The sequence below is a fragment of the Sphingomonas sp. genome (genome assembly GCF_965200135.1).
Lineage (GTDB): Bacteria > Pseudomonadota > Alphaproteobacteria > Sphingomonadales > Sphingomonadaceae > Sphingomonas.
Genome location: NZ_CBDATK010000002.1, coordinates 14,297 through 35,717, shown reverse-complemented (window position 1 = coordinate 35,717; position 21,421 = coordinate 14,297). Strand labels below are relative to the sequence as shown.

The following is a 21,421-nucleotide window of genomic DNA, read 5'->3' as shown; positions in this document are numbered from 1 at the left end:
AACGGCCACGGAGCAGGCCCCGGCGCTGAGCGGCAGCCGGCCAGCCGGCGATACGGCAACCGCGCTGGTCGGCGTCGCGCGGTAAGGTGGCGGGCGTCGCCGCCGGTCGCTAAGGCTCGGCGGCGATGACCCCCCTCACCTTCTACAACAGCCTGTCGCGCTCGCTCGAAGAGTTCCGGCCGCTCGACCCCGCCGACGTCCGCGTCTATTCGTGCGGGCCGACCGTCTACAACTACGCCCACCTCGGCAACCTGCGCGCGTACGTGTTCACCGACACGCTGGCGCGGGTGCTGAAATGGCGCGCCGCAGAAGCCGGGTGGGGGGCGCTGACGCACGTCATCAACATCACCGATGTGGGCCACCTCCAGTCCGACGCCGACGCGGGCGAGGACAAGATGGAGGCGCGCGCCAAGGCGACCGGGCAGGACATCTGGGCGATCGCGGCGCACTATACCGCCGCGTTCAAGCAGAACCTGCGCGATCTCAACATCGCCGACCCGACCGCCTTTCCGCTCGCGACCGATCACATCGTCGAGATGATCGCGTTCGGCGAGACGATCGCGGCGAAGCATTGCTACCAGCTGGACGGCGGGCTGTATTTCGACGTGTCGACGGTGCCGGACTACGGCCGCCTCGCCCGTGCGCGCGAGGACGAGGGCGAGAGCCGGATCGACCCGGTCGCGGGCAAGCGGCACCCACAGGACTTCGCGATCTGGCGCGCGTCCGATCCGGGCGAGCACCGGCAGATGGAATGGGACTCGCCGTGGGGTCGCGGTGCGCCGGGCTGGCATCTGGAATGCTCGGTGATGAGCCGGAAATATCTGGGCGCGTCGTTCGACATCCACACCGGCGGCATCGATCACCGCGAGATCCACCACCCCAACGAGATCGCGCAGAACCAGGCGTTCTGCGGGTGTGCGGCGACGGGCGCGACCTTCTGGATGCACAACAACTTCCTGGTGGATCGCACGGGGAAGATGGCGAAATCGTCGGGGGATTTCCTGACGTTGCAAGCGGTGGTGGACCGGGGGTTTCATCCGCTCGCCTATCGGTTGATGTGCCTCCAGGCGCACTATCGCAGCGAGATGGAGTTCAGCTGGGATGGTCTTTCGGCGGCGTCGGTGCGGTTGAAGCGGTTGGTGCATGCGGTCGACGCGTTGCGCGCGCGGGCGATGTCTCCGGGCGTCTCGGCGGCCTCCTATCGCGAACGGCTGGATGCGGCGCTGGCGGACGATCTGAACACGCCCAGGGCGCTGCCGGTGCTGGACGAACTGCTCGCCGACAAGAGGGTCGCGCCGGCCGACCGCTTGGCGACCGTGGCGGGGGTGGACGCGGTGCTGGGTCTCGGCCTGTTGTCGCTCCGCCGCGAGGATCTGCGGGTCCGGCCCGCCAGCGCGACGCTGGACGAGGCGGCAGTGGCGGCGCGGCTGATGGAACGGCGAGAAGCGCGCGCGGCCAAGGACTTCCCGCGATCGGACGCGATCCGCGACGAGCTGGCGGCGGCGGGGGTCGAAGTGATGGACGGCGACCCGCTCGGGTGGGACTGGAAACTGGCCTGAAACCAAGTGCTCCTGCCTTCGCAGGAGCACGCGGCTAGCGCAGCGGCTGGTCCCGCGTCGCGAGGACCGCCGGCGCAGCGTCCGGTTGCCCCACCGGCGGCAGCGTCGCCACCTCCGCAGCGATCGCGTCGGCGCGGGCCTGCGACGACGGGTGCGTCGGACTGCGGAACAGGCCGCCGTCGATCTTGCCCCCCTGCTCGCGCCAGAACCTGACCGCCGCCTGCGGATCGTAACCGGCGTTGCGGAGCAGGTGGACGCTGAGGCGGTCGGCGTCCTCTTCCGTCCGCCGGAACAGCCGCGCGTTGCGCCCGAACTGCGCCGCCAGCCCCCATTTCACCCCCGCCGCCTCCAGCCGCGCGCGGTGGCGCAGGATCGTGTGCGATAGCTCATGCGCGACGATCGCGGCGATCGCCTGATCGTCGAACAGCTCGAAGAAGCGGACGCCGACCTGCACGACCCGGCCGTCCGACGACGCCTTCAGCCCCGGTCCGAGCAGCACCTCGAACTGCGAGCGGCAGCCGGGGCTCGCGGGCACCGTCACCGTCCGCCGCGCGCCGCCATGCTCGACGGTCAGCACCAGCGGCTGGTCGGCGGGTGCGGCGGCGATCATCGCCTGTGCGGCGTCGCGCGTGCGGCTGGTGCCCGCCTTGTCACTGGCGGGCGGGGGCACCGGGTGTCCGTCGATCGCGACCAGCGCGTCATCGGGGGTCAGGCCCGCGCGCGCGGCGGGGCTGTCGGGGGCGACCACCTCCACCTGCACGGGGCGGGCGAAGCCGAAGGCGACGCGCGCGGCGGGCTGGCTGGCCGTGTCATACTGGTCGATCGCGTGGAGCTGAACGCCGGTGGCGGGCTGGAGGTCGCGGCACAGCGCCGCGTTGGCGGTGGTGAGCCGATAGGCGATCGTCGCCATGCGGGCATCGACGGTGCGCATCGCCGTCCAATAGGCCGCGTCCTGCGCCCCCGCGGGTGCCGCCGCGAGCAGCGCCGCCATGATCCATCCGAACTTCATGCGATCGCCTTAATGCAACGGCCCCTCGCCTCAAACCGTTGCGGCGGGTAGATGAGCGCACGATGAAGGCCGTCCTCCCCGCGCTCGCCCGCCCGCTGCTCGAACCGCAGCTTCCCGCCGAGCTGGAGGTCGCCTGGTTCGCCAAGCCGGCGGAGGCGAACGCCGCGATCGTCGATGCCGACATCGCCTGGGTCGATATGCAGCCGACGCGGCTGGTGACCGAGGCGATCCGCGCCGCCGGGCCGACGCTGAAATGGGTGTCGACCATCTATGCGGGGCTCGACGCCTTCCCGCTCGACCTGCTGCGCGAGCGTGGCGTGACGCTGACCAACGGTGCGGGCATCAACGCCTATGCGGTCGCCGAATACGCGGTGCTGGGCGTGCTCGCCGCCGCCAAGCGGTTCGACGAGGTGGTGCGCGCGCACGATCGCCACGAATGGCCGAGCGACTCGCCGGGCAAGGTCGAGCTGTTCGAGACCCGCGCGCTGGTGATCGGCTATGGCGCGATCGGGCGGCTGATCGGCGAGCGGCTGGCGGCGTTCGGGGTCGAGGTGACGGGCGTCACGCGATCTGGCCGTGATGGGACGGTCACGCCGGACGCATGGCGCGCGCGATTGGGCGAGTTCGACTGGGTGGTGCTCGCCGCGCCCTCGACCGACGACACCAAGGCGCTGATCGGCGCGGCGGAGCTGGCGGCGATGAAGCCGGGCGCCTGGCTCATCAACATCGCGCGCGGCGACATGATCGAGGAGGCCCCGCTGCTGGCGGCGCTGCACGAGAAGCGGATCGGCGGCGCGTTCCTCGATCCGACCAGCCCGGAACCGCTGCCGCCGGAGCATCCGCTGTGGTCGGCGCCGAACTGCATGATAACGATGCATCTGTCGGGGCGCAGCCAGACCAAGATGTTCCGGCGCGCGGCGGCGCTGTTCCTGGACAATCTCGCCGCGTTCCGGGCAGGCGAGCCGATGAAGAACGTCGCGGACCTGAACGCGGGGTATTAGACGCTCGCCTGCCTAGGCCGACAGCGCGACCATCTCCGCCCCGCGCGGCGCATCGGACAGCAACGCGTCGAAATAGGCGATCGTCCGGCCGAGCCCCTCGCGCAGCTTCACCTTGGGCGTCCAGCCCAGCGTCTCGCGCGCGGTGGCGATGTCGGGCTTGCGTTGCCGGGGGTCGTCCGCCGGCAGCGGGCGATGCACGATCGGCACCGCGCTGCCGACCAGCTCGCGCACCATGTCGGCCAGCTCGCGCATCGTGAACTCGTCGGGATTGCCCAGATTGACCGGCCCGGTCGTCTGGCTGGCCGACCCCATCATCCGCATCAGCCCGTCGACCAGATCGTCGACGTAGCAGAACGACCGCGTCTGCGTGCCGTCGCCATACAGCGTGATCGGCTGACCGGTCAGCGCCTGGACGATGAAGTTCGACACCACGCGCCCGTCCTCCGGGTGCATGTGCGGACCATAGGTATTGAAGATCCGCACCACCTTGATGTCCACGCGGTGCTGGCGGTGATAGTCGAAGAACAGCGTTTCCGCGCAACGCTTGCCCTCGTCGTAACAGGAGCGGATGCCGATCGGATTGACGTTGCCCCAATAGCCCTCCTGCTGCGGGTGGACGGCGGGATCGCCATAGACCTCGCTGGTCGAGGCTTGCAGGATCGGCACCTTCAGCCGCTTCGCCAGCCCCAGCATGTTTACCGCGCCGAGCACGCTGGTCTTCGTCGTCTGGACCGGATCGAACTGGTAATGGACGGGGCTCGCCGGACAGGCGAGGTTATAGATGCGGTCCACCTCCGTGTAGAGCGGGAAGGTGACGTCATGGCGCAGCACCTCGAACGAGGGATCGTCGAGCAGCGCGCGGATGTTGTCACGTCGGCCGGTATAGTAATTGTCGACGCACAGCACCTCGGCGCCCTCGGCCAGCAGCCGCTCGCACAGGTGCGACCCGATGAACCCGGCCCCGCCGGTGACGAGCACGCGCTCCTTCGTGTAACCCACCTGCTGCGGCTCCCCTGGACGTTGTTCTACAAAGTTCATGCAGCAAAGCCTCGGTCGGGCAAGCGGTTCCGCCATCGCGTTGACCCAGGTTATCTACTTCGCTTCGGCGGCGGGCGGATTGCGAAACCCGCCTATCCGGCGCATGGGCGGCGGGACCGTCAGATCATTGGAAAATAGCACCATGCCCGCCTGGGCCCCCGACAGCTGGACCAGCCAGCAGGCGCTGCAGCAGCCTGACTATCCCGACGCGCGCGCGCTCGACGAGGCGACCGCGACGCTGAAGAACTTTCCGCCGCTCGTCTTCGCGGGCGAGGCACGCAACCTGACGGCGGCGCTGGCGGAGGTGGCGGCGGGCCGCGCCTTCCTGCTCCAGGGCGGCGACTGCGCGGAAAGCTTCGCGGAGTTCCATCCCAACAACATCCGCGACACGTTCCGCGTCATCCTGCAGATGGCGGTCGTCCTGACCTATGCGTCCAAGCTGCCGGTGGTGAAGGTCGGGCGGATGGCGGGCCAGTTCGCCAAGCCGCGCTCCGCCCCGACCGAGACGATCGGCGGGGTCGAGCTGCCCAGCTATCGCGGCGACAACGTCAACGATATCGGCTTCACCGCCGAGAGCCGTCATCCCGATCCCCAGCGGATGATTCGCGCCTACAGCCAGTCGGCGGCGACGCTGAACCTGCTCCGCGCCTTCGCGCAGGGCGGGTATGCGAACCTGCATCAGGTGCATCGCTGGACGCACGATTTCCTGGGCTCCAGTCCCTGGTCGAAGAAATACCGCGAGACCGCCGACCGGATCGGCGACGCGCTGGAATTCATGCGCGCCTGCGGGATCGACCCGGAGACGGTGCCGCAGCTGGCGCAGACCTCCTTCTACACCAGCCACGAGGCGCTGCTGTTGCCGTTCGAGCAGGCGATGGCGCGGCAGGACTCGCTGACCGGCGACTGGTACGATACCTCCGCGCATTTCCTTTGGATCGGCGACCGGACGCGGTTCCAGGGGTCGGCGCATGTCGAATTCCTGCGCGGCATCGGCAATCCGATCGGCCTGAAGTGTGGCCCGAACCTCGACCCGGACATGCTGCTGCGCCTGCTCGACACGCTCAACCCGGCGCGCACGGCAGGGCGGATCACGCTCATCACACGCTACGGCGCCGACAAGATCGAGGCGCACCTGCCCAAACTGGTCCGCACCGTGACGCGCGAGGGGCATCCGGTGGTGTGGTCGTGCGACCCGATGCACGGCAACACGATGCAGGCCGTCACGGGCTACAAGACCCGCCCGTTCGAGCGTATCCTGGCGGAGGTGCGCGGCTTCTTCGCGGTCCATCGCGCCGAGGGGACGCATGCGGGCGGCATCCACGCCGAGATGACCGGGCAGAACGTCACCGAATGTACCGGTGGCGCGGTCGACGTGACCGAACAGTCGCTCGCCGACCGCTATCACACGCATTGCGACCCGCGTCTCAACGCGTCGCAGTCGCTGGAGTTGGCGTTCCTGTTGGCCGAGATGCTCAACGAGGAGATGGCGGAGCGCCGCCGCGCGGCGGCTTGACGCCCGCCGCCGCCTCCCCTACCGCGCCGACTTCCGCGCGCGGCCCCTTCGTCTAGCGGTTAGGACGTCGCCCTCTCACGGCGAAAACACGAGTTCGATTCTCGTAGGGGTCACCAAGCATTTACAGCCACTTAGCAGTCGACAACTACCGTTTTCCAGGTCGCTTGGGAAACGCGCGCTGAAACAGCGTGAACTGAGCGGGAACAGTCGGCGACTCTGGCGCGAACATTCGCGCGGTTCTTGCGCTCCTCGGCCCGCTCAGCCATCATGATGGTTCGCCCGATGCTGGACCGACCGGCCGACGAAGTGGCCGCCGATGACCAGCGACCCCTCTTTCGCCAGGTCGTTGATGCGACGGACGCTCGGCCCTCTCGAGCGTCGTCGGTCGAGAAGCCCGGGAGCCAGAGCGGCCGACCCTGGCTGTCCTTCAGCTTCTTCAGCTGACGCAGCGTGGTGTCGTGCCACATCCAGCCGACGCCGGGCATCGAGCGGTAGGCCGGATCGACCGAGTGCTCGAGGTCGACCAGGTCGTCCGGCAGCACCGCCGCCGTCTGACCGGTGAGGCCGACCTTGCCGATGCCGGTCGCCGTGACGATGCCCTGCGGCTGGCCGGTTCCGGTCCCGGTCGTGAACAGCCGGTTGGTGATGCGTGCGATTCGCGTCGCCAGCGCGCGGCGGGTGAACGCCTCGATATCGAAACCCGGGCCCTGATCCTGGAGCAGCTCGAACGGGATCGTGACGATCTTCGAGCTGAACTTGTAGGCGCCGATGTTGGTGGTGCCGAAATTGAAGTCGCCGGTCGTGGCGGCGGTGTTCTCCGGGACGATCTCGCCCTCGACCGCCGTCTCGTCGACCGTGGGCCAGGGGATCATGTTGCCGCCGCTCGTCTGCATCACGGTCGCCACCGCGCGCATGCCGCCGAACAGCGCCAGCGCCTCGAGCAGCTCGCCACCCCAGCCGGTCGGAACCAGGAAGCCGCCGGCCGCGCCGTTGCTCTGCTGGCCGGACTGGGCGTTCTGGACCGAGCCATCGCGCAGGGCCTGTGCGTCCTCGCTGGTCAGGCCGCGCTCGCCGTTGAGGATCCAGTTGCGGAAGGCGGCCTAGTATCGCTCCTGCTGCTCCCGCTGCTCGGGAGGCAGCTGCGAGCGGGCGCGATCGCCGGCCTCGCGCGAGCGGTCGTCCGAGGCGGCGTCGCCGTCGATCTTCGCCTGCTTCTCGGCGCGGGCGATCTGCGCGTCGATGCGGTCGATCTCCTCGTACAGCGCATCGATCTGCGCTTCGACCTCCTTGGTGAAGTCGGCGCCGTTCTCGGTGTCGAGCAGGTTGCGGGCGTTCTTTGCCTTTTCGGCGCGCTCGTCCCGAAGCGCCTTGATGTTGACGGCCATGGTGGTTCCTCACGAAAAAGGCCCCGCGAAACGCGAGGCCTGGGAAAGGCGTCCGGACGGCCGGCGCCGGTTGGGCGGGTGGGTTAAGCGGCGGACCGCTCGTAGAGCCGAGCGCGCGCCTGGCGGCGGGACGCCGCGGCGTCCCAGTCGGGCAGCTGCTCCGGCTCGGTCAGCGCCTTCGGCGCGTTCGCATAGGCGGCGACGTTGAACGCGCGCGCCGCGGTGTTGCTGGCGCCGATCGTCACGAGGCTGTTCGCGAAACCGGCGGCAATCGCCTCCTCGGCCGTGAACCGGGTCTCCGCCTTCATCAGCGCGGTGACGACCTCGGCCGACTTTCCGGTCTTCTTCGCGTAGCCGGCGACCAGCACGCCATCGACCTTGTCGAGCAGCCCGGCCGTGGTCCGCATGTCGTCGGCGTTGCCGAGCGCCAAGGTCCACGCCTGGTGGATCAGATTAAACCATTGCTGAATGGCGGATTGAACGAACATCGGCTTTCGCCGTCTGGCACCTGAAAGCGGACGGGCTAAAGCCACCGTCCTTGCTATATCCCGATTTCGTTCGAGAGACGGTGATTACCCGGTGATTACCTGGGCAATCGCATACCCCCGGATCAGCATGATTCTCGACTTCTGCTCAATATCTTACGAGCGATTGACCGCTAAGGTGTGGTATTTCAGATACGTGCGGGTTTAGCGATCCGTTCACCTTTTCCGGATAATCTTACCTGATCAGGTTCGGGGGAACGGATGATGGACGAGGACAAGCAGGCTACGGAACGGCGCGAACGATCGGATCGCCGGGGCGCGGACGACGCGGGTTATCAAGGACCCGAGCGTCGGGTCGGGCCGCGTCGCGAGACCCCCAAGCCTTAACGCCAGAGCCAGCGGGCGAGCAGCCGCCCCGCCAGCGCGGGCAGGCCGGGCCTGAGCAACAGGCGATCGACGAACGCCGGGCCGGGCACCGCGCCGAGCGTCGCCTTGTAGCCGCCATCGCCCATCCCCCAGTCGACGCAGCTGATGCCGCGCGCACGCGCGTCGAGCAGGTTGCGATAGTGGAGCAGCTTGCCGGGCGAATGCTTGGCCAGGTCGGCGCGGTAGCTGTTGGCGATGGCATAGCGGTGGCTGCCGACATCGAGATCGAACGAAAAGGCGGCGGGGGCGCCGTTCACCGTCAACAGCGCGGCGCGTAGGCAACGGGCGAGCACCGGGTCGGCGGCGGCGGCGCGCCAGAAGCGGCCGTGGCCGGTCGCGGTGAACTTCGCGTCGCAACCGTCGGCGACCCAGCTCGCCCGTTCGACCGTGGCGAGCAGGTCGAACGCATGCGGCCAGTCGTCACCGGAGAGAAAGCGCCAATCGAGCGCGCCATGGGCGGCGAGGTGCTTTGCGTGGAAGCGGTTCTTCTTGAGCGTGGAGGCGCGCGGCCAATCGGGATCGGTCAGGTCCTGCACCCAGCTCTGCCCGAGGACGCGGTCGAGCACGGCCCAGCCCCGCGCGCGGGCGGCGGACGCGAGCGCGGCGGCGGCGGGATCGTCGGCGAGGATGGGGCCGATACGGAGCGCGCGGACCTGCCCTGCGAGCGCATCCAGGGCGGCGGCGAGCGCGGGGTCGGCGGCCTCGAGCGCGAGTGGAAAGCCGCGGAACGGCCAGTAGCTGCCCGGCACCTGACCCAGCCCCGCCCATGCCGGCCCGGACGGCGTGAAGGGCAGTGCCAGGACGGCCACGCCCTCCTGCTCGACGACCAGCGTGCGAACGGCTCCGCCATAAGCGGCGAGCGCGGCGGCGTACCAGCCGTGGCGGAGGAAGCGATGCGGCTCGGCCGCGCGGGCCGCGACCGCGTCGATGCGCGCGTCGAGTCCGTCCACCACGCCCGCGCGCGCAGACGGCGGCAGGCGGTCGAAGGCGGCGAGGCTGAGCGGCGCGGTCACTCGGACAGGTTAGCGGATCGGCGTTACCGAAGCGTGGAGCAGGGATGACGAGCGGCGTCCCGCACGTCATAACCCCTGCCGTGATCCCCTCCCCCGCCGTGTCCACGATCGCGCAGACGATCCAGCTGTCGCTGTCGCCGGTGTTCATGCTCGCCGGCATCGGCGCGCTGCTGAACGTGCTCGCGGGGCGATTGTCGCGGGTGGTCGATCGGGCGCGGGCGCTGGAAGAGCTGCACCCGGCGTCGACCGGGCCGGCGCACGACCGCCATGTCTGGGAGCTCCGCATCCTGGACAAGCGGATCAGGATCATCAACGCCGGCCTGGCGCTGGCGGTGTCGAGCGCGGTGATGACCTGCGCGGTCGTGGCGCTGCTGTTCGTCGCGGAACTTGCCGACCTGCATCTGGGCCGAATCGTCGCGATCGCCTTCATTCTCGCGATGGTGCTGCTGATCGCGGCGCTGGTGAGTTTCCTGTTCGAGGTCCGCACGTCCTTGCGCGCGATCCGGATCAGGGCGGAGCTGTTGCGATGATCGAGAAGCGGGCGTTGCAGGTGATGGTGTCGGTCGCGTGCCTGGTGCCGCTGTTGACGGGGGGCGAGTCGATCGTGCGCGGCGCGGCGTGGATGGCGCACGGGCCGGTATCGCGCGATCTGGACAGCCACTTCCGCTATGTGTCGGGCATCTTCTTCGCGCTGGGCGTGGCGTTCACGACCTGCGTGCCCGCGATCGAGCGCAAGGGCGCGCGGTTCCGGCTGCTGGGGGCGATGGTGGTGTGCGGGGGACTGGCGCGGGTCGTGTCGCTGGTCGAGGTCGGCGCGCCGTCGCGGGGGCATCTGTTCGGGCTGGCGATGGAGCTGGGCGTCGTGCCGCTGTTGATGCTGTGGCAGTGGAGAGTCGAAGGTCGCGCGCGACCAGCGTAGCTGGACGCGAGACGATCGAGACCGGCCGGGCTCGGCCTCAGCCGAGCTTCGACGTCACGCGATTTACTCGCGTGCCGGCCGATCCGGGAAGAAGCGGGACCCCGGCTCAAGGCCGGGGTGACGAGCTTCCCTCCAAGCCCGGCCCGACATCCGCCGTCGGCAGGTAACGTGGCGCGGAGCGGGCGTGGGCGCGTTGTTCGTAGGCGTAGCCGGCGCCCAGCACGGTCGCTTCGCCGTATTTCGTCGCGATGAAACTGAGCCCCACCGGCAGGCCGCGCACCAGCCCCATCGGCACCGTCAGATTGGGATAACCGGCGATCGCGGGCAGTTCGGACGAACTCGGACCGCTATATTGGTCGCCATAGACGGGATCGGTGAGCCACGCGCCGCCATAGGTCGGCTCGACCAGCACGGTCGCCCGCGCCCGCGCCAGCAAGCCGTCGATCGCCTCGCTCGCCGCCTTGAGCGATTTGGCGCGCGCGGCGAGATAGCCGGGGTCCTGAAGCCCGCGCGTCCGCACCGCCGCCTCGAACGTCTCCTGCCCGAAGAACGGCATCTCGGCGGCGGCGTGGGCGCGGTTGAAGGCGATCACCTGGTCGAGCGTGCGCGCGGTGACCGCCGGCGGCGTCGTCGCGAGATAGGTGTCGAGGTCGGCCTTCAGCTCGGTCTGGAGCACGGTCAGTTCGGCCGCGCCGATCCCGTCCGGCTTGGGTGCCTCCACCTCGACCAGTTCCGCGCCCGCGTCGCGAAGCACCTGGAGCGCGCGGTCATAGGCGGCGGCGAGGTCGGGGGTCATCTCCGGTCGCAGCACCGCGACGCGGGTGCCCGACAGCGCACTCGTCGACAGCCCGGCGACGTAATCGCGCCGGTATGCCGCCGCCCCCGCCGTCGCCTCATCCTGAGGATCGACCGCGACCATCGCGGTGAACAGCGTCGCCACGTCGCGCACCGAGCGCGCCATCGGGCCGGGCGTGTCCTGCGAATGGCTGATCGGCACGACATAGGTGCGGCTGACGAGTCCGACCGAGGGCTTCAGCCCGACCAGCCCGTTGATCGATGACGGACACACGACCGAGCCGTCGGTCTCCGTCCCCAGCGCCGCCGCCGCGAAGCTGGCCGCCACCGCCGCGCCGGAGCCAGACGACGAGCCGCAGGCGGTGCGATCGAGCGCATAGGGATTGCGGACGAGCCCGCCGACCGCGCTCCAGCCGCTCATCGACCGGGTCGAGCGGATGTTCGCCCATTCGCTGAGGTTGGTCTTGCCCAGGATCACCGCACCCGCCGCGCGCAGCTGTGCCACCACCGGCGCGTCGCGCCGCGTCAGGTTGCCCGCGAGCGCGAGGCTGCCGGCGGTGGTCGGCACGTTGTCGGCGGTCTCGATATTGTCCTTGATGAGCACCGGGACGCCGTGGAGCGGCCCGCGCACGCGGCCGGCGCGGCGCTCGGCATCGAGCGCGCGCGCCTGCGCGATCGCATCGGGGTTGAGCGCGATCACCGCGCGCAAGGTCGGCCCGCGCCGGTCCATCGCGGCGATCCGCTTCAGATAGGCGCGCACCAGGTCCTCGCTCGACGCGCGGCCCTGCGCCATCGACGTCTGGAGTTGCTCGACCGAACGCTCCTCGACCACGACGGTGCGGGCGACGACGGGGGTGGCCGGCATGGCGGCGGCGAGCAGCAGCGGAACGGCGAAGCGGCGCATGGGACCTCCCTCAATGACTTCAACGTCTTGCGGGAGTGACGACAGCGCGGCAAGCGGGCGGTCGCGAAATTATCACGGGTTATCGTCGAAGACGGCTGAACCCTGACGTCCAAGGGACGTTAGTAGCCCTCAATGTCACCGTGTTCCCTCCCATGACGACGGTCCTCAAGATCGTGGGTGCCGTCGTGTTGCTGCTCGTCATCCTTTTCGGGCTGGCGGTGACTATCGTGCCGCGCTTCCTCGACCGCATCTATTATCGCGGCGAGGCGAGCGACCATTTCGATGGGGCACGTTTCTTCAATCCGGGAGTGGAAGACGACACGATCCGGCCGCCGACGGGCGGCAGCCGGGCGGGGTTCTTCTGGCGCTATCTGACTGGCAACGACGGCCGGCCGCCCTGGCCCGAGGCCGTCGCGGTCACCCCTTCCAAGCCGCCCGCGCGGGTCGATGGCGAGCGGATGCTCGTGACCTGGGTCGGGCACGCCACGGTACTGGTGCAGACCCAGGGGCTGAATATCCTGACCGACCCGATCTGGAGCGACCGTACCGGGCCGTTCGGACGCGGACCACGGCGGGTGGCGGCACCCGGCGTGCGGTTCGAGGATCTGCCCAGGATTGACCTCGTGCTGGTCAGCCACAATCATTACGACCACATGGACAAGCCGACGATCGCGCGGCTGTGGGCGCGCGACCGGCCGCGGATCGTGACCTCGCTCGGCAACGACAGCGTGATCGGACAGACCGGCGCGGAGGCGACGGCAGCGGACTGGGGCGGACGGGTCGCCGTGCGCCCCGGTGTCGAGGTGATTGTCACCCGTGTCCAGCATTGGGGCAGCCGCTGGTTCACCGATCGCAATCGCGCGCTGTGGTCTGGCTTCGTGGTGCGGCTGCCGAGCGGCGGCAACCTGTTCTTCGCGGGCGACACCGGGTTCGGCGACGGCAAATGGCCCGCCGAAGCGGCGGCGCACGGGCCGATCCGGCTGGCCATCCTGCCGATCGGCGCGTTCCGCTTTACGCCGGGACAGATGCGGATCGGTAGCCATATGGGGCCGGTCGAGGCGGTACGTGCGTTCGATTCGACGGGCGCGACCACCGCGCTACCTGTGCATTGGGGGACGTTCCGGTTGAGCTATGAGGGCTACGACACGCCGCCGAAGATGCTGGGGCTGTTGATGCGCTGCACCGGCGGAGACCCGGCGCGATTTGCGGGGCATCGGATCGGGGTGCCGTTCGACGTGCCGGTCGCGGGGGCGCGGGAGCCGCTGGACCTGAGCAGGCTTGACGCTTGCGCGCGGAGCGATGAAGTGCGGGCGCTACCCTGACGCTTCCGTCATCCGGCCTCGATCCGGGATGACGGGGAGGGGTCATCCAGACCCCACCACGTTACCACCAGCGCCATCGCCACGACCGCTTCGGTGTACCAGAGGCCCGAATACGCGTCCCCCGTCTTCGCGATCACCGCAGCGCTGATGAGCGGCAGGAAGCCGCCGAAATACCCCGTCCCGAAATGGTACGGAATCGACAGCGACGAATAGCGGATGCGCGGCGGAAACATCTCCGACAGCAGCGCCGCGACCGAGCCATAGGTCATGCCCGACAAGGCCATCAGCCCCAGGATACCGAGCAGGATCAGCGCCGTCTGGCCGCCGGTCGGCACGAAGCCCTTGGGCGACAGCCCCTCGCCCGCCGCGCCGCCGATCAGCCAGAACAGCGGGAACAGCAGCAGCAGCGTCAGCGCATAGCCGATCACGATCGGCTTCTTGCGCCCGACCCGGTCCGACCAGCTGCCCGTCAGGAAATAGAACGCCAGCCCCAGCAGCGCGCCCGCCGCGACGATCAGCTGCGCCGCCGTCTCGTTCATGTGCATCGCGCCGGTCAGGAACGACAGCGTCGAGAACAGCGCGGTGTACCATATCACCGTCAGCCCGGCGGCGATGCCGAACATCGCCACGAACAGCCGCTTGAGGTTGCCGGGGTAGGTGAAGCTCTCGCGGAACGGGTTGGCCGCCGCCTCGCCCGCCTCGCGCATCGCGCGGAACACGGGCGATTCCGACAGCTTGAGCCGCATCCACAGCGACACCGCGAGCAGCAGCAGCGAGAACAGGAATGGAAAACGCCACCAGCCGCGCGTCCACGCATCGGCGCTGACCGACTCCTTGGTCGCGAGCACGACCGCGAGGCTGAGGATGAAGCCGCCGACGACACCCGCCTGGATGAAGCTGGTGTAGAACCCGGCCTTGCCCGGCGGCGCGTGCTCCGCGACGTAGATCGCGGCACCGCCATATTCGCCTCCCAGCGCCAGCCCCTGCGCGATACGGAGCAGCACGATCAGCAGCGGCGCGGCCGCACCCAGCGTGGCATAGGTCGGCATGACGCCGATCCCCGCCGTCGCGACGCCCATCAGGGTGATCGTGACGAGAAAAGTGTATTTGCGCCCGAGCCGGTCGCCCAGATAGCCGAAGATCACCGCGCCGAGTGGGCGGAACGCGAACCCGACCGCAAAGGTCGCCCAGCTGAGCAGCGTCGCCAACAGCTCGTCGCCCGGCGGGAAGAAGCTGCGCTGGAGGATGCCCGACGCGGTCAGCGTGCCCCAGATGAAGAAGTCGTACCATTCGAACACGGTGCCGAGCGACGACGCCGCGATGACGAGGCGGATCTGCTGCGGCGATGGCGCCGCGCCGGCGATGTTCTCTCCCATGCCGGCACCGTAGCGCGGGTGTGCGAGGGGGCAAGCGGCTGCTAAATCCTCCCCGCTTGCGGGGAGGGGACTGCCGCTCGCAGAGCGGTGGTGGAGGGGGTTCTCCACAAGCGTTACACACGCGGCCACCCCCCTCCGTCACGCGCTCCGCGCGCGCCACCTCCCCGCAAGCGGGGAGGATTTTGCGTCGGTACGGCCCGCTCCTGCACACGAGAAACCGTTTATTCGCGCAACCGGGGGCCCTGCCTTCGGTCCCTACGCCCTGAATAGTGCAGGAAAATCCAATCTTTCTGGGGTAAGGACCGGTCGAGAGGATTACCCGATGCGTTTTCTCGACAAGCTCGAACACGACCTGTCCGCCCCGATCGAGGTGCGCGGCTTCGGGTCGGGATGGTTCGCGGGCTTCTTCGCGCTGGTGATGGCGATCGCCGGGCTGTGCCTGGTCGCGGCGCTGCGCTGGCCGGACTGGTTCTCGACGCCGCAGCTGGCCGCACTGGAGGGCGGGCGGTCGTTGCGCGTCGTCGTCCACCTGCTGCTGATCGGCGCCTATGCGCTGGCGCTGCTCAGCCTGTTGCTGCGCCCGCGCAAGGTGATCGGGTTCACCGCGCTGGGCGTGGCGCTGCTCGCGACGCTGCTGGGCGGGGCCGGCGTGTCCCCGCGCGAGACGCACGACTGGGGCATTTTCTTCGGGATCGATTTCTTCGCGATCAACATGGTCGCGACCGGCCTGATGTTCGCGCCGATCGAGCGGTTGCTGCCGAAACACGGCAAGCAGCGGCTGTTCCGGCCGGAGTGGCAGGAGGACCTGTTCTATTATCTCGTCAGCTCGATGATGGTGCAGCTCATTACGTTTCTCGCGCTGACGCCGTCGACCTTCATCATGGCCAAGACGGGCAGTTTCGCGGACTTCCGCGCGCTGGTCGGCGGGCAGCCGTGGCTCCTTCAGTTCCTGGAGGTGATGCTGCTCACCGATCTGGCGCAATACTGGTTTCATCGCGCGTTCCACCGCTTCGAATTCCTGTGGGGTTTCCACGCGGTCCATCATTCGGCCAAGCACATGGACTGGCTGGCGGGGGCCAGGATGCATTTCGTCGAGATCGTGCTGCTGCGTGGCGTGACGTCGCTGCCGCTGATGACGCTGGGGTTCGCGCCGTCGGTGATGCAGGCGTATATCGCGTTCGTGTACGTCTATTCGTCGCTGGTCCACGCGAACCTGCGCGGCGACTTTCATGGCCTCGGGCGGTTCCTGGTGACGCCGCGCTTCCACCATTGGCACCATGGCATCGAGGAAGAGGCGATCGACAAGAATTTCGCGATCCACTTCCCGTGGCTGGATCGGCTGTTCGGGACGCATCACTTCCCGAAGGGGCGCTGGCCGACTGGCTATGGCGTGCCCGAGCAGGTGCCGAACGGCTATCGCGCGCAGATGCTGTACCCGTTCCGGCGGAAGCGGCTGATCGCGGCGGACAAGAGCAGCTGATTCATCCACCGTTGCGACCGGCCGGGTGCAGCCGATTTATGCGGTTAGATCGCCGACCAGTCCTCGCCATCCTCCGCAATGGGCCAGCTCTCGAAAGCGCTCGGGTTCAGCTCGGTCCAACGTCGGCAGGTAAACTCGGAGACGGTCCGCTGTCCGTCGAACACCGTCAGTCCCGAGACGCCCCGCGCGCCCACGCCCGGATTGCCGGCCAGGCTGAACACCACGTAGCTGAAGCGCCCGTTGGTGAAGCGAAGTTGGTGTTCGATGCCCGCGAAGCGCGCGGAACGGTAGAACAGATTGCGCCGGGCGACACTGCCCGCGATCGTGAGTTCGGCTCGGCTTTTCGTACCGAAACGGTAAACCAGCTGATCACCGGCGGCAGTGACCTCGACCTGCTTCGCGCCCAGCGAGCACTTAAAGACATCTTGGTTGTCGGGCGGGCGATGGCCCGCACCCGCTGCCAACATAGCGAGTACGGAAACGAGAACTTTCATTTTCTGGCCTTTCGCCCGCCGAGCACGTCAAGCGCTCGCTGATACGCCGCCCACCGCGAACCCACCTCCAGATGCCTGCGATTGACGACGCCGACTACACCGAAGAATTGGTTATAGTTCAGCTCAGTCGTCGTTCGGTCGATCAGCCGATTGTTGCGCCACCATCGCGCCGCGGAGATGGCCGCGAACCGCGGTTGCGCCACCACGTCCGGATTGTCCTCGAAGCCCGCGCCGCGGAAGTTGGCGCGACCCGTGATCTGAATCAGCCCCCTGCCGCGATACAGCCAACCATCGCCGCTAGCCTCGTCACCATTGCCGTTAATGTTGGAATAAACATGGTTGGCCAGCCCTTCCGGGTTACGGAGGTAGGGCTCTGCCGCCTTCGCCGTCCCGATCCGGCTGAAGGTGTCCGCCAGCCGCGACGCCGTGGTGTATCTCAGCCCTTCGGTGGTGTGGTGCAGGTTCTGGCTCTCCACGCCGAGTTGCGCCAGAAACGCTGCGCGCTGGGTCGGCGATCTGATTCCTGATGCCGTCATGGCCTCATCCAGCAACGGTGCATAGGTCTCGGCCTGCTGACCGGCACCAGGCAAAATGCTACGCAATTGATCAGCGGTGAGCCCGAGCGATTGTGCAAGCGTCTGCCGGAAAAATTGGACCGCCGCTGCTTGCTGGGCCAGATTGCCGCTCGGCAGGCGGTCCAGCGTCCCCGCCGCTTGCAGCGCCTGCGCCAACGCGCGCGCAAGGCCGGCGCGAACCGCTGGCGGTTGGCCTTGACTCACGTCCTGCAACAGCCGGAACGCTGCGTCGAGATCGCCGCCGATCTGCTCGACGAGCGCTGCAGCGACCTCGTGCATCGCCGCGGGCGTAAGCGCTCGCGGACCGCCAGGCGGCGGCGTTCCGAGACGGGGAGGAATCGCTACGCTGACGTTATGACCGTGTCGTCCGCCTGCCGGCGCGGCGCTTGCCATTGCCCGACTTCCCCTGATCACCGGGTTATTTGAACGCGGCTGTCGCTATAATCCCCTCGCTCGCTCTTTGTTGCGTGGCTCCACCGTTTCGAGGTGCGCCCGCCCGGATCAGGCGAGCTGTTCGATGATCCCGCTGAAATCCCTGCCGCCCTGCCCGTCCGCGACCATCGCCTCGTACAGCCCCGCCGCCTTCGCGCCCATCGGAGTCTGCGCGTGCGCCTCGCCCGCCGCCTGCATCGCGAGGCGCAGGTCCTTGAGCATCAGCGCCGCCGCAAAGCCGCCTTCGTAGTCGCGGTCGGCGGGGGTTTCCGGGCCGACGCCGGGGACGGGGCAATAGCTGGTCATGCTCCAGCTCTGGCCCGAGGAGACGCTGGCGATGTCGTAGAATGCCTGCGCGTCGAGGCCCAGCTTGCCGGCGAGCAGGAACGCCTCGCAGGTCGCGACCATCGTCGCGCCCAGGATCATGTTGTTGCAGATCTTCGCCGCCTGCCCCGCGCCAGAGCCGCCGGCGCGGATCACCGCCTTGCCCATCGCCGACAGGAACGGCTCGGCGCGCGCGAAGGCGTCTTCCGGGCCGCCGACCATGAAGGTCAGCGTCCCCGCCGCCGCCGCCGCGATGCCCCCCGACACCGGCGCGTCGACCGCCATGAAGCCTGCCTGCATCGCCTGCGCGGCGACGCGCTTGGCGGTGGCGACGTCGATCGTGGAGCAGTCGATCAGCACCGCGCCGGGCGCCAGCGACGGCAGGATCGTGGCACAGGTCGCCTCGACATGCGTCCCGGCCGGCAGCATCGTCACCACCGCTTCGGCGCCGTCCACCGCCGCCACCGCATCGGCGGCGCGCAGGCAGCCCGCCGCCTCGGCACGGGTCAGCGCGGCGTCGCTGAGGTCGAAGGCGCGGACATCGTGGCCCGCCTTGGCGAGGTTCGCGGCCATGCCGCCGCCCATATTGCCCAGCCCGATGAATGCGACGCGTGCCATGGTCTTACCTCGTCATTCCCGCGCAAGCGGGAATCCATCCCTCCACCTGCGCTTGCCTATAGATGCATCCCCGCCGGCGCGGAGATGACGGACTACTTACCTATCCACGCCCCCGCCCGCTTCTCCACGAACGCGGTCATGCCTTCCTTCTGGTCCTGCGTGCCGAACAGGCCGTGGAACAGGCGGCGTTCGAAGCGGATGCCCTGCGTCAGCGGCGTCTCGAAGGCTGCGTTGACCATCTCCTTGCACGCGATCGCCGCCAGCGGCGCCATGCCGGCGATCGCGGCGGCGACCTTCAGCGCCTCGTCGAGCAGCTCGGCGGCGGGGACGACGCGCGACACCAGCCCGGCGCGCTCGGCTTCAGTCGCGTCCATGAAGCGGCCAGTGAGGCACATCTCCATCGCCTTGGCCTTGCCGACCGCGTGCGTCAGGCGCTGCGACCCGCCCATGCCGGGGCCGACGCCGAGCTTGATCTCGGGCTGGCCGAACTTCGCGGTGTCGGCGGCGAGAATGAAGTCGCACATCATCGCCAGCTCGCAGCCGCCGCCGAGCGCGAAACCCGCGACCGCCGCGATCACCGGCTTGCGCGTCGCCGTGAATTGCTCCCAGCCGGCGAAATAGTCGCCCGCGTACATTTCGCCGAACGACTGCGGCTGCATCTCCTTGATGTCCGCGCCCGCCGCGAACGCCTTGTCGGAGCCGGTCAGCACCGCGCAGCCCTGCGTCGGGTCGGCGTCAAAGGCGCGCATCGCCGCGACCAGCTCGCCCAGCACCTGATTGTTGAGCGCGTTGAGCGCCTGGGGGCGGTTGAGCGTGACCAGCGTCACGCCCCCGCGCTGTTCGACCAGCAGTGTCTCGTACGTCATGTCCGGCTCCCTAGCCCATGGTCGGGATGACGAACGCATCCTGTACGCGGCTCGGGCCGCCGTCTTCCGATCCGCGCGACAAGGCCGAGCCGTCCGGCCAGCGTTGGGTAACGGTCTTGACGCGGGTCCAGAAGCGGACGCCCTCCATCCCGTGCTGGTTGGTGTCGCCGAACGCGGAGCGCTTCCAGCCGCCGAAGCTGTGATAGGCGACCGGCACCGGGATCGGCACGTTGATGCCGACCATGCCGACGTTCACCCGCGCCGCGAACTCGCGCGCGGCGTGACCGTTGCGGGTGAAGATCGCGACGCCGTTGCCATATTGATGCTCGGACGGCAGCCGCACGGCGGTCTCGAAATCGGGTGCGCGGACGATCTGGAGGACGGGGCCGAAGATCTCCTCCTTGTACGCGCTCATCGACGGGGTGACGCGGTCGAACAGGCTGGGTCCGATGAAGAAGCCCTGCTCGTGCCCCTGCAACGTGAAGCCGCGACCGTCGACGACCAGCTCCGCGCCCTCGTCGACGCCGGTCTGGATCCAGTTCTCGACGCGCTGCTTGTGCGCGGCGTTGACCACCGGCCCGTAATGCGCGTCCTGGTCCGTGCTGACGCCAACGCGCAAGCCCGCCATCGCGGGGATCAGCTTTTCGCGAAGCGCATCCGCGGTCTTGTCGCCGACCGGCACCACGACGGGCAGCGCCATGCAGCGCTCGCCGGCCGAGCCGAACGCCGCGCCCGAGAGGTCGGCGACGACCTGATCGAGATCGGCGTCGGGCATGACGATGCCGTGGTTCTTGGCGCCGCCCATCGCCTGGACGCGCTTGCCCGCCTCGACCCCGCGCCGATAGACATAGTGCGCGATGTCGGACGAGCCGACGAAGCTGATCGCCGCGATCGCGGGGTGATCGAGGATCGCGTCGACCATCTCCTTGTCGCCGTGGACGACCTGGAGGATGCCGTCGGGCGCGCCGGCCTCACGCATCAGCTCGGCGAGGCGGACCGGCACCGAAGGATCGCGCTCGGACGGCTTGAGGATGAAGGCGTTGCCGCACGCGATCGCGACGCCGAACATCCACATCGGGATCATCGCCGGAAAGTTGAACGGCGTGATGCCGGCGCCGATGCCGAGCGGCGTCCGCATCGAATAGACGTCGATGCCGGGGCCGGCGCCTTGCGTGTACTCGCCCTTGAGGATGTGCGGGATGCCGCAGGCGAACTCGATCACCTCCAGCCCGCGCTGGATGTCGCCCTTGGAGTCCGCGATCACCTTGCCGTGCTCCGACGACAGCAGGTGCGCGAGCGCGTCCATGTTCTGCTCGACCAGCTCCTTGAACCGGAACATCACCCGCGCCCGGCGCTGCGGATTGGTCGCCGCCCAGCCCGGCTGCGCTGCCTGTGCCGCCGCGACCGCGCGATCCAGCGCCGCCTGCCCGCCGAGCCCGACGCGCGCCTGGATCTGCCCGGTATTGGGGTCGAAAACGTCGCCGAAGCGGCTGGCCGATCCGCCGCCACCCACGATCACATGGTCGATATCACGCATTGCTCACCCTCTACGACGTCCTCCCCTCGCTTACCCGTTGCGGAATCGCAGGCAAGCCGTGGTTTCGCAAATCAGGGTCGCATCGATGCAGACCGGCGGCTGGCCTGGAACGGGTCGCAGGACTACATGATCGTCGCGCAGCAGGGCAAGCTGAGCGACGCCGCCCGTGCGCTGGGCGTCGATGCGTCGGGCGGCGGCTGCGGCACCGTCGACGACCTGCTCGGCACCCGCTGATCGGCTACGTCCCCGACCTGCGCTATGCCCCAAAGCCGCGTGCTGCCCGATCGAACGATCACGCGGTCGTTCTGGGTGGTGACGCATCGCGACACGCGCCACCTGAAGCGCGTCGC

The 21,421-nt window shown here is 68.7% G+C and carries 20 protein-coding genes and 1 tRNA gene; 8 read left to right on the top strand and 13 right to left on the bottom strand.

Annotated features, from left to right (window positions below):
- The first annotated feature begins 125 nt into the window (after positions 1–125).
- Complete coding sequence (cysS, locus tag ACOFKS_RS00635; RefSeq protein ID WP_419807317.1) at positions 126–1,559, top strand: cysteine--tRNA ligase; 1,434 nt, start codon at positions 126–128, stop codon at positions 1,557–1,559.
- Between the two features lie 34 nt (positions 1,560–1,593).
- On the opposite strand, the gene ACOFKS_RS00630 is transcribed toward cysS, so the two are convergent.
- A complete protein-coding gene (locus ACOFKS_RS00630; protein WP_419807316.1) occupies positions 1,594–2,568 on the bottom strand; it encodes a M48 family metalloprotease in 975 nt (324 codons plus the stop codon).
- Positions 2,569–2,630: 62 nt separating this feature from the next.
- Between ACOFKS_RS00630 and ACOFKS_RS00625 the strand changes: the two genes are divergently transcribed.
- Positions 2,631–3,569, top strand: a complete 939-nt coding sequence (locus tag ACOFKS_RS00625) for a D-2-hydroxyacid dehydrogenase (RefSeq protein WP_419807315.1) — start codon at positions 2,631–2,633, stop codon at positions 3,567–3,569.
- A 12-nt stretch (positions 3,570–3,581) separates the two neighbouring features.
- Here ACOFKS_RS00625 and ACOFKS_RS00620 read toward each other — a convergent pair whose 3' ends face one another.
- On the bottom strand, positions 3,582–4,607 hold the full coding sequence (locus ACOFKS_RS00620; RefSeq protein ID WP_419807314.1) for a UDP-glucuronic acid decarboxylase family protein: 1,026 nt from the start codon (positions 4,605–4,607) through the stop codon (positions 3,582–3,584).
- A 142-nt stretch (positions 4,608–4,749) separates the two neighbouring features.
- On the opposite strand from ACOFKS_RS00620, the gene ACOFKS_RS00615 reads away from it, so the two are divergent.
- Together ACOFKS_RS00615 and ACOFKS_RS00610 are read left to right on the top strand one after the other, a co-directional pair.
- The gene (locus ACOFKS_RS00615) at positions 4,750–6,120 is read left to right on the top strand and encodes a class II 3-deoxy-7-phosphoheptulonate synthase (RefSeq protein WP_419807313.1); all 1,371 of its coding nucleotides are present in this window, start codon (positions 4,750–4,752) and stop codon (positions 6,118–6,120) included.
- Between the two features lie 41 nt (positions 6,121–6,161).
- Positions 6,162–6,236 (top strand) — tRNA-Glu (locus tag ACOFKS_RS00610).
- A 15-nt stretch (positions 6,237–6,251) separates the two neighbouring features.
- Here the strand turns inward: ACOFKS_RS00610 and ACOFKS_RS00605 are convergent.
- The 4 genes from ACOFKS_RS00605 to ACOFKS_RS00590 all read right to left on the bottom strand — a co-directional run bounded on the left by ACOFKS_RS00605 (position 6,252) and on the right by ACOFKS_RS00590 (position 9,429).
- Positions 6,252–7,202: a phage major capsid protein gene (locus ACOFKS_RS00605; protein WP_419807525.1), complete on the bottom strand. Its 951-nt coding sequence runs from the start codon at positions 7,200–7,202 to the stop codon at positions 6,252–6,254.
- 18 nt (positions 7,203–7,220) lie between these two features.
- Positions 7,221–7,505: a hypothetical protein gene (locus tag ACOFKS_RS00600; RefSeq protein ID WP_419807312.1), complete on the bottom strand. Its 285-nt coding sequence runs from the start codon at positions 7,503–7,505 to the stop codon at positions 7,221–7,223.
- A gap of 83 nt (positions 7,506–7,588) precedes the next feature.
- Positions 7,589–7,993 (bottom strand): ATP-dependent Clp protease proteolytic subunit, encoded by a 405-nt coding sequence (locus tag ACOFKS_RS00595; RefSeq protein ID WP_419807311.1) that lies wholly within the window; start codon positions 7,991–7,993, stop codon positions 7,589–7,591.
- Positions 7,994–8,373: 380 nt separating this feature from the next.
- Entirely contained in the window at positions 8,374–9,429 is a 1,056-nt protein-coding gene (locus ACOFKS_RS00590; RefSeq protein ID WP_419807310.1) for a GNAT family N-acetyltransferase, read from the bottom strand.
- A gap of 44 nt (positions 9,430–9,473) precedes the next feature.
- On the opposite strand from ACOFKS_RS00590, the gene ACOFKS_RS00585 reads away from it, so the two are divergent.
- Together ACOFKS_RS00585 and ACOFKS_RS00580 are read left to right on the top strand one after the other, a co-directional pair.
- Positions 9,474–9,959 (top strand): DUF2721 domain-containing protein, encoded by a 486-nt coding sequence (locus ACOFKS_RS00585; protein WP_419807309.1) that lies wholly within the window; start codon positions 9,474–9,476, stop codon positions 9,957–9,959.
- Positions 9,956–10,348, top strand: a complete 393-nt coding sequence (locus ACOFKS_RS00580) for a DUF4345 domain-containing protein (RefSeq protein WP_419807308.1) — start codon at positions 9,956–9,958, stop codon at positions 10,346–10,348. The genes ACOFKS_RS00585 and ACOFKS_RS00580 overlap by 4 nt, the downstream gene beginning before the upstream one ends.
- A gap of 106 nt (positions 10,349–10,454) precedes the next feature.
- Here the strand turns inward: ACOFKS_RS00580 and ACOFKS_RS00575 are convergent, their stop codons facing one another.
- Entirely contained in the window at positions 10,455–12,047 is a 1,593-nt protein-coding gene (locus tag ACOFKS_RS00575; protein WP_419807307.1) for an amidase, read from the bottom strand.
- Positions 12,048–12,199: 152 nt separating this feature from the next.
- Here ACOFKS_RS00575 and ACOFKS_RS00570 point away from each other — a divergent pair, with 152 nt between their 5' ends.
- Positions 12,200–13,369, top strand: coding sequence for an MBL fold metallo-hydrolase (locus ACOFKS_RS00570; protein ID WP_419807306.1), 1,170 nt, complete (start codon positions 12,200–12,202; stop codon positions 13,367–13,369).
- A gap of 8 nt (positions 13,370–13,377) precedes the next feature.
- On the opposite strand, the gene ACOFKS_RS00565 is transcribed toward ACOFKS_RS00570, so the two are convergent.
- Positions 13,378–14,745, bottom strand: coding sequence for an MFS transporter (locus tag ACOFKS_RS00565; RefSeq protein ID WP_419807305.1), 1,368 nt, complete (start codon positions 14,743–14,745; stop codon positions 13,378–13,380).
- A gap of 322 nt (positions 14,746–15,067) precedes the next feature.
- Here ACOFKS_RS00565 and ACOFKS_RS00560 point away from each other — a divergent pair, with 322 nt between their 5' ends.
- On the top strand, positions 15,068–16,225 hold the full coding sequence (locus ACOFKS_RS00560) for a sterol desaturase family protein (RefSeq protein ID WP_419807304.1): 1,158 nt from the start codon (positions 15,068–15,070) through the stop codon (positions 16,223–16,225).
- A 44-nt stretch (positions 16,226–16,269) separates the two neighbouring features.
- Here the strand turns inward: ACOFKS_RS00560 and ACOFKS_RS00555 are convergent, their stop codons facing one another.
- From ACOFKS_RS00555 to ACOFKS_RS00535, 5 genes are all read right to left on the bottom strand, one after another.
- On the bottom strand, positions 16,270–16,719 hold the full coding sequence (locus ACOFKS_RS00555) for a hypothetical protein (protein ID WP_419807303.1): 450 nt from the start codon (positions 16,717–16,719) through the stop codon (positions 16,270–16,272).
- Positions 16,716–17,573, bottom strand: a complete 858-nt coding sequence (locus ACOFKS_RS00550; protein WP_419807302.1) for a glycoside hydrolase family 19 protein — start codon at positions 17,571–17,573, stop codon at positions 16,716–16,718. Before ACOFKS_RS00550 ends, ACOFKS_RS00555 begins: the two co-directional genes overlap by 4 nt.
- Positions 17,574–17,795: 222 nt before the next feature.
- Positions 17,796–18,668, bottom strand: coding sequence for a 3-hydroxyisobutyrate dehydrogenase (gene mmsB, locus ACOFKS_RS00545; protein ID WP_419807301.1), 873 nt, complete (start codon positions 18,666–18,668; stop codon positions 17,796–17,798).
- A 92-nt stretch (positions 18,669–18,760) separates the two neighbouring features.
- Entirely contained in the window at positions 18,761–19,534 is a 774-nt protein-coding gene (locus ACOFKS_RS00540) for an enoyl-CoA hydratase (protein ID WP_419807300.1), read from the bottom strand.
- Positions 19,535–19,544: 10 nt separating this feature from the next.
- Positions 19,545–21,071 carry a CoA-acylating methylmalonate-semialdehyde dehydrogenase gene (locus tag ACOFKS_RS00535; protein WP_419807299.1) on the bottom strand — a complete coding sequence of 509 codons (1,527 nt, stop codon included), beginning with the start codon at positions 21,069–21,071 and terminating at the stop codon, positions 19,545–19,547.
- Positions 21,072–21,421 lie beyond the last annotated feature (350 nt).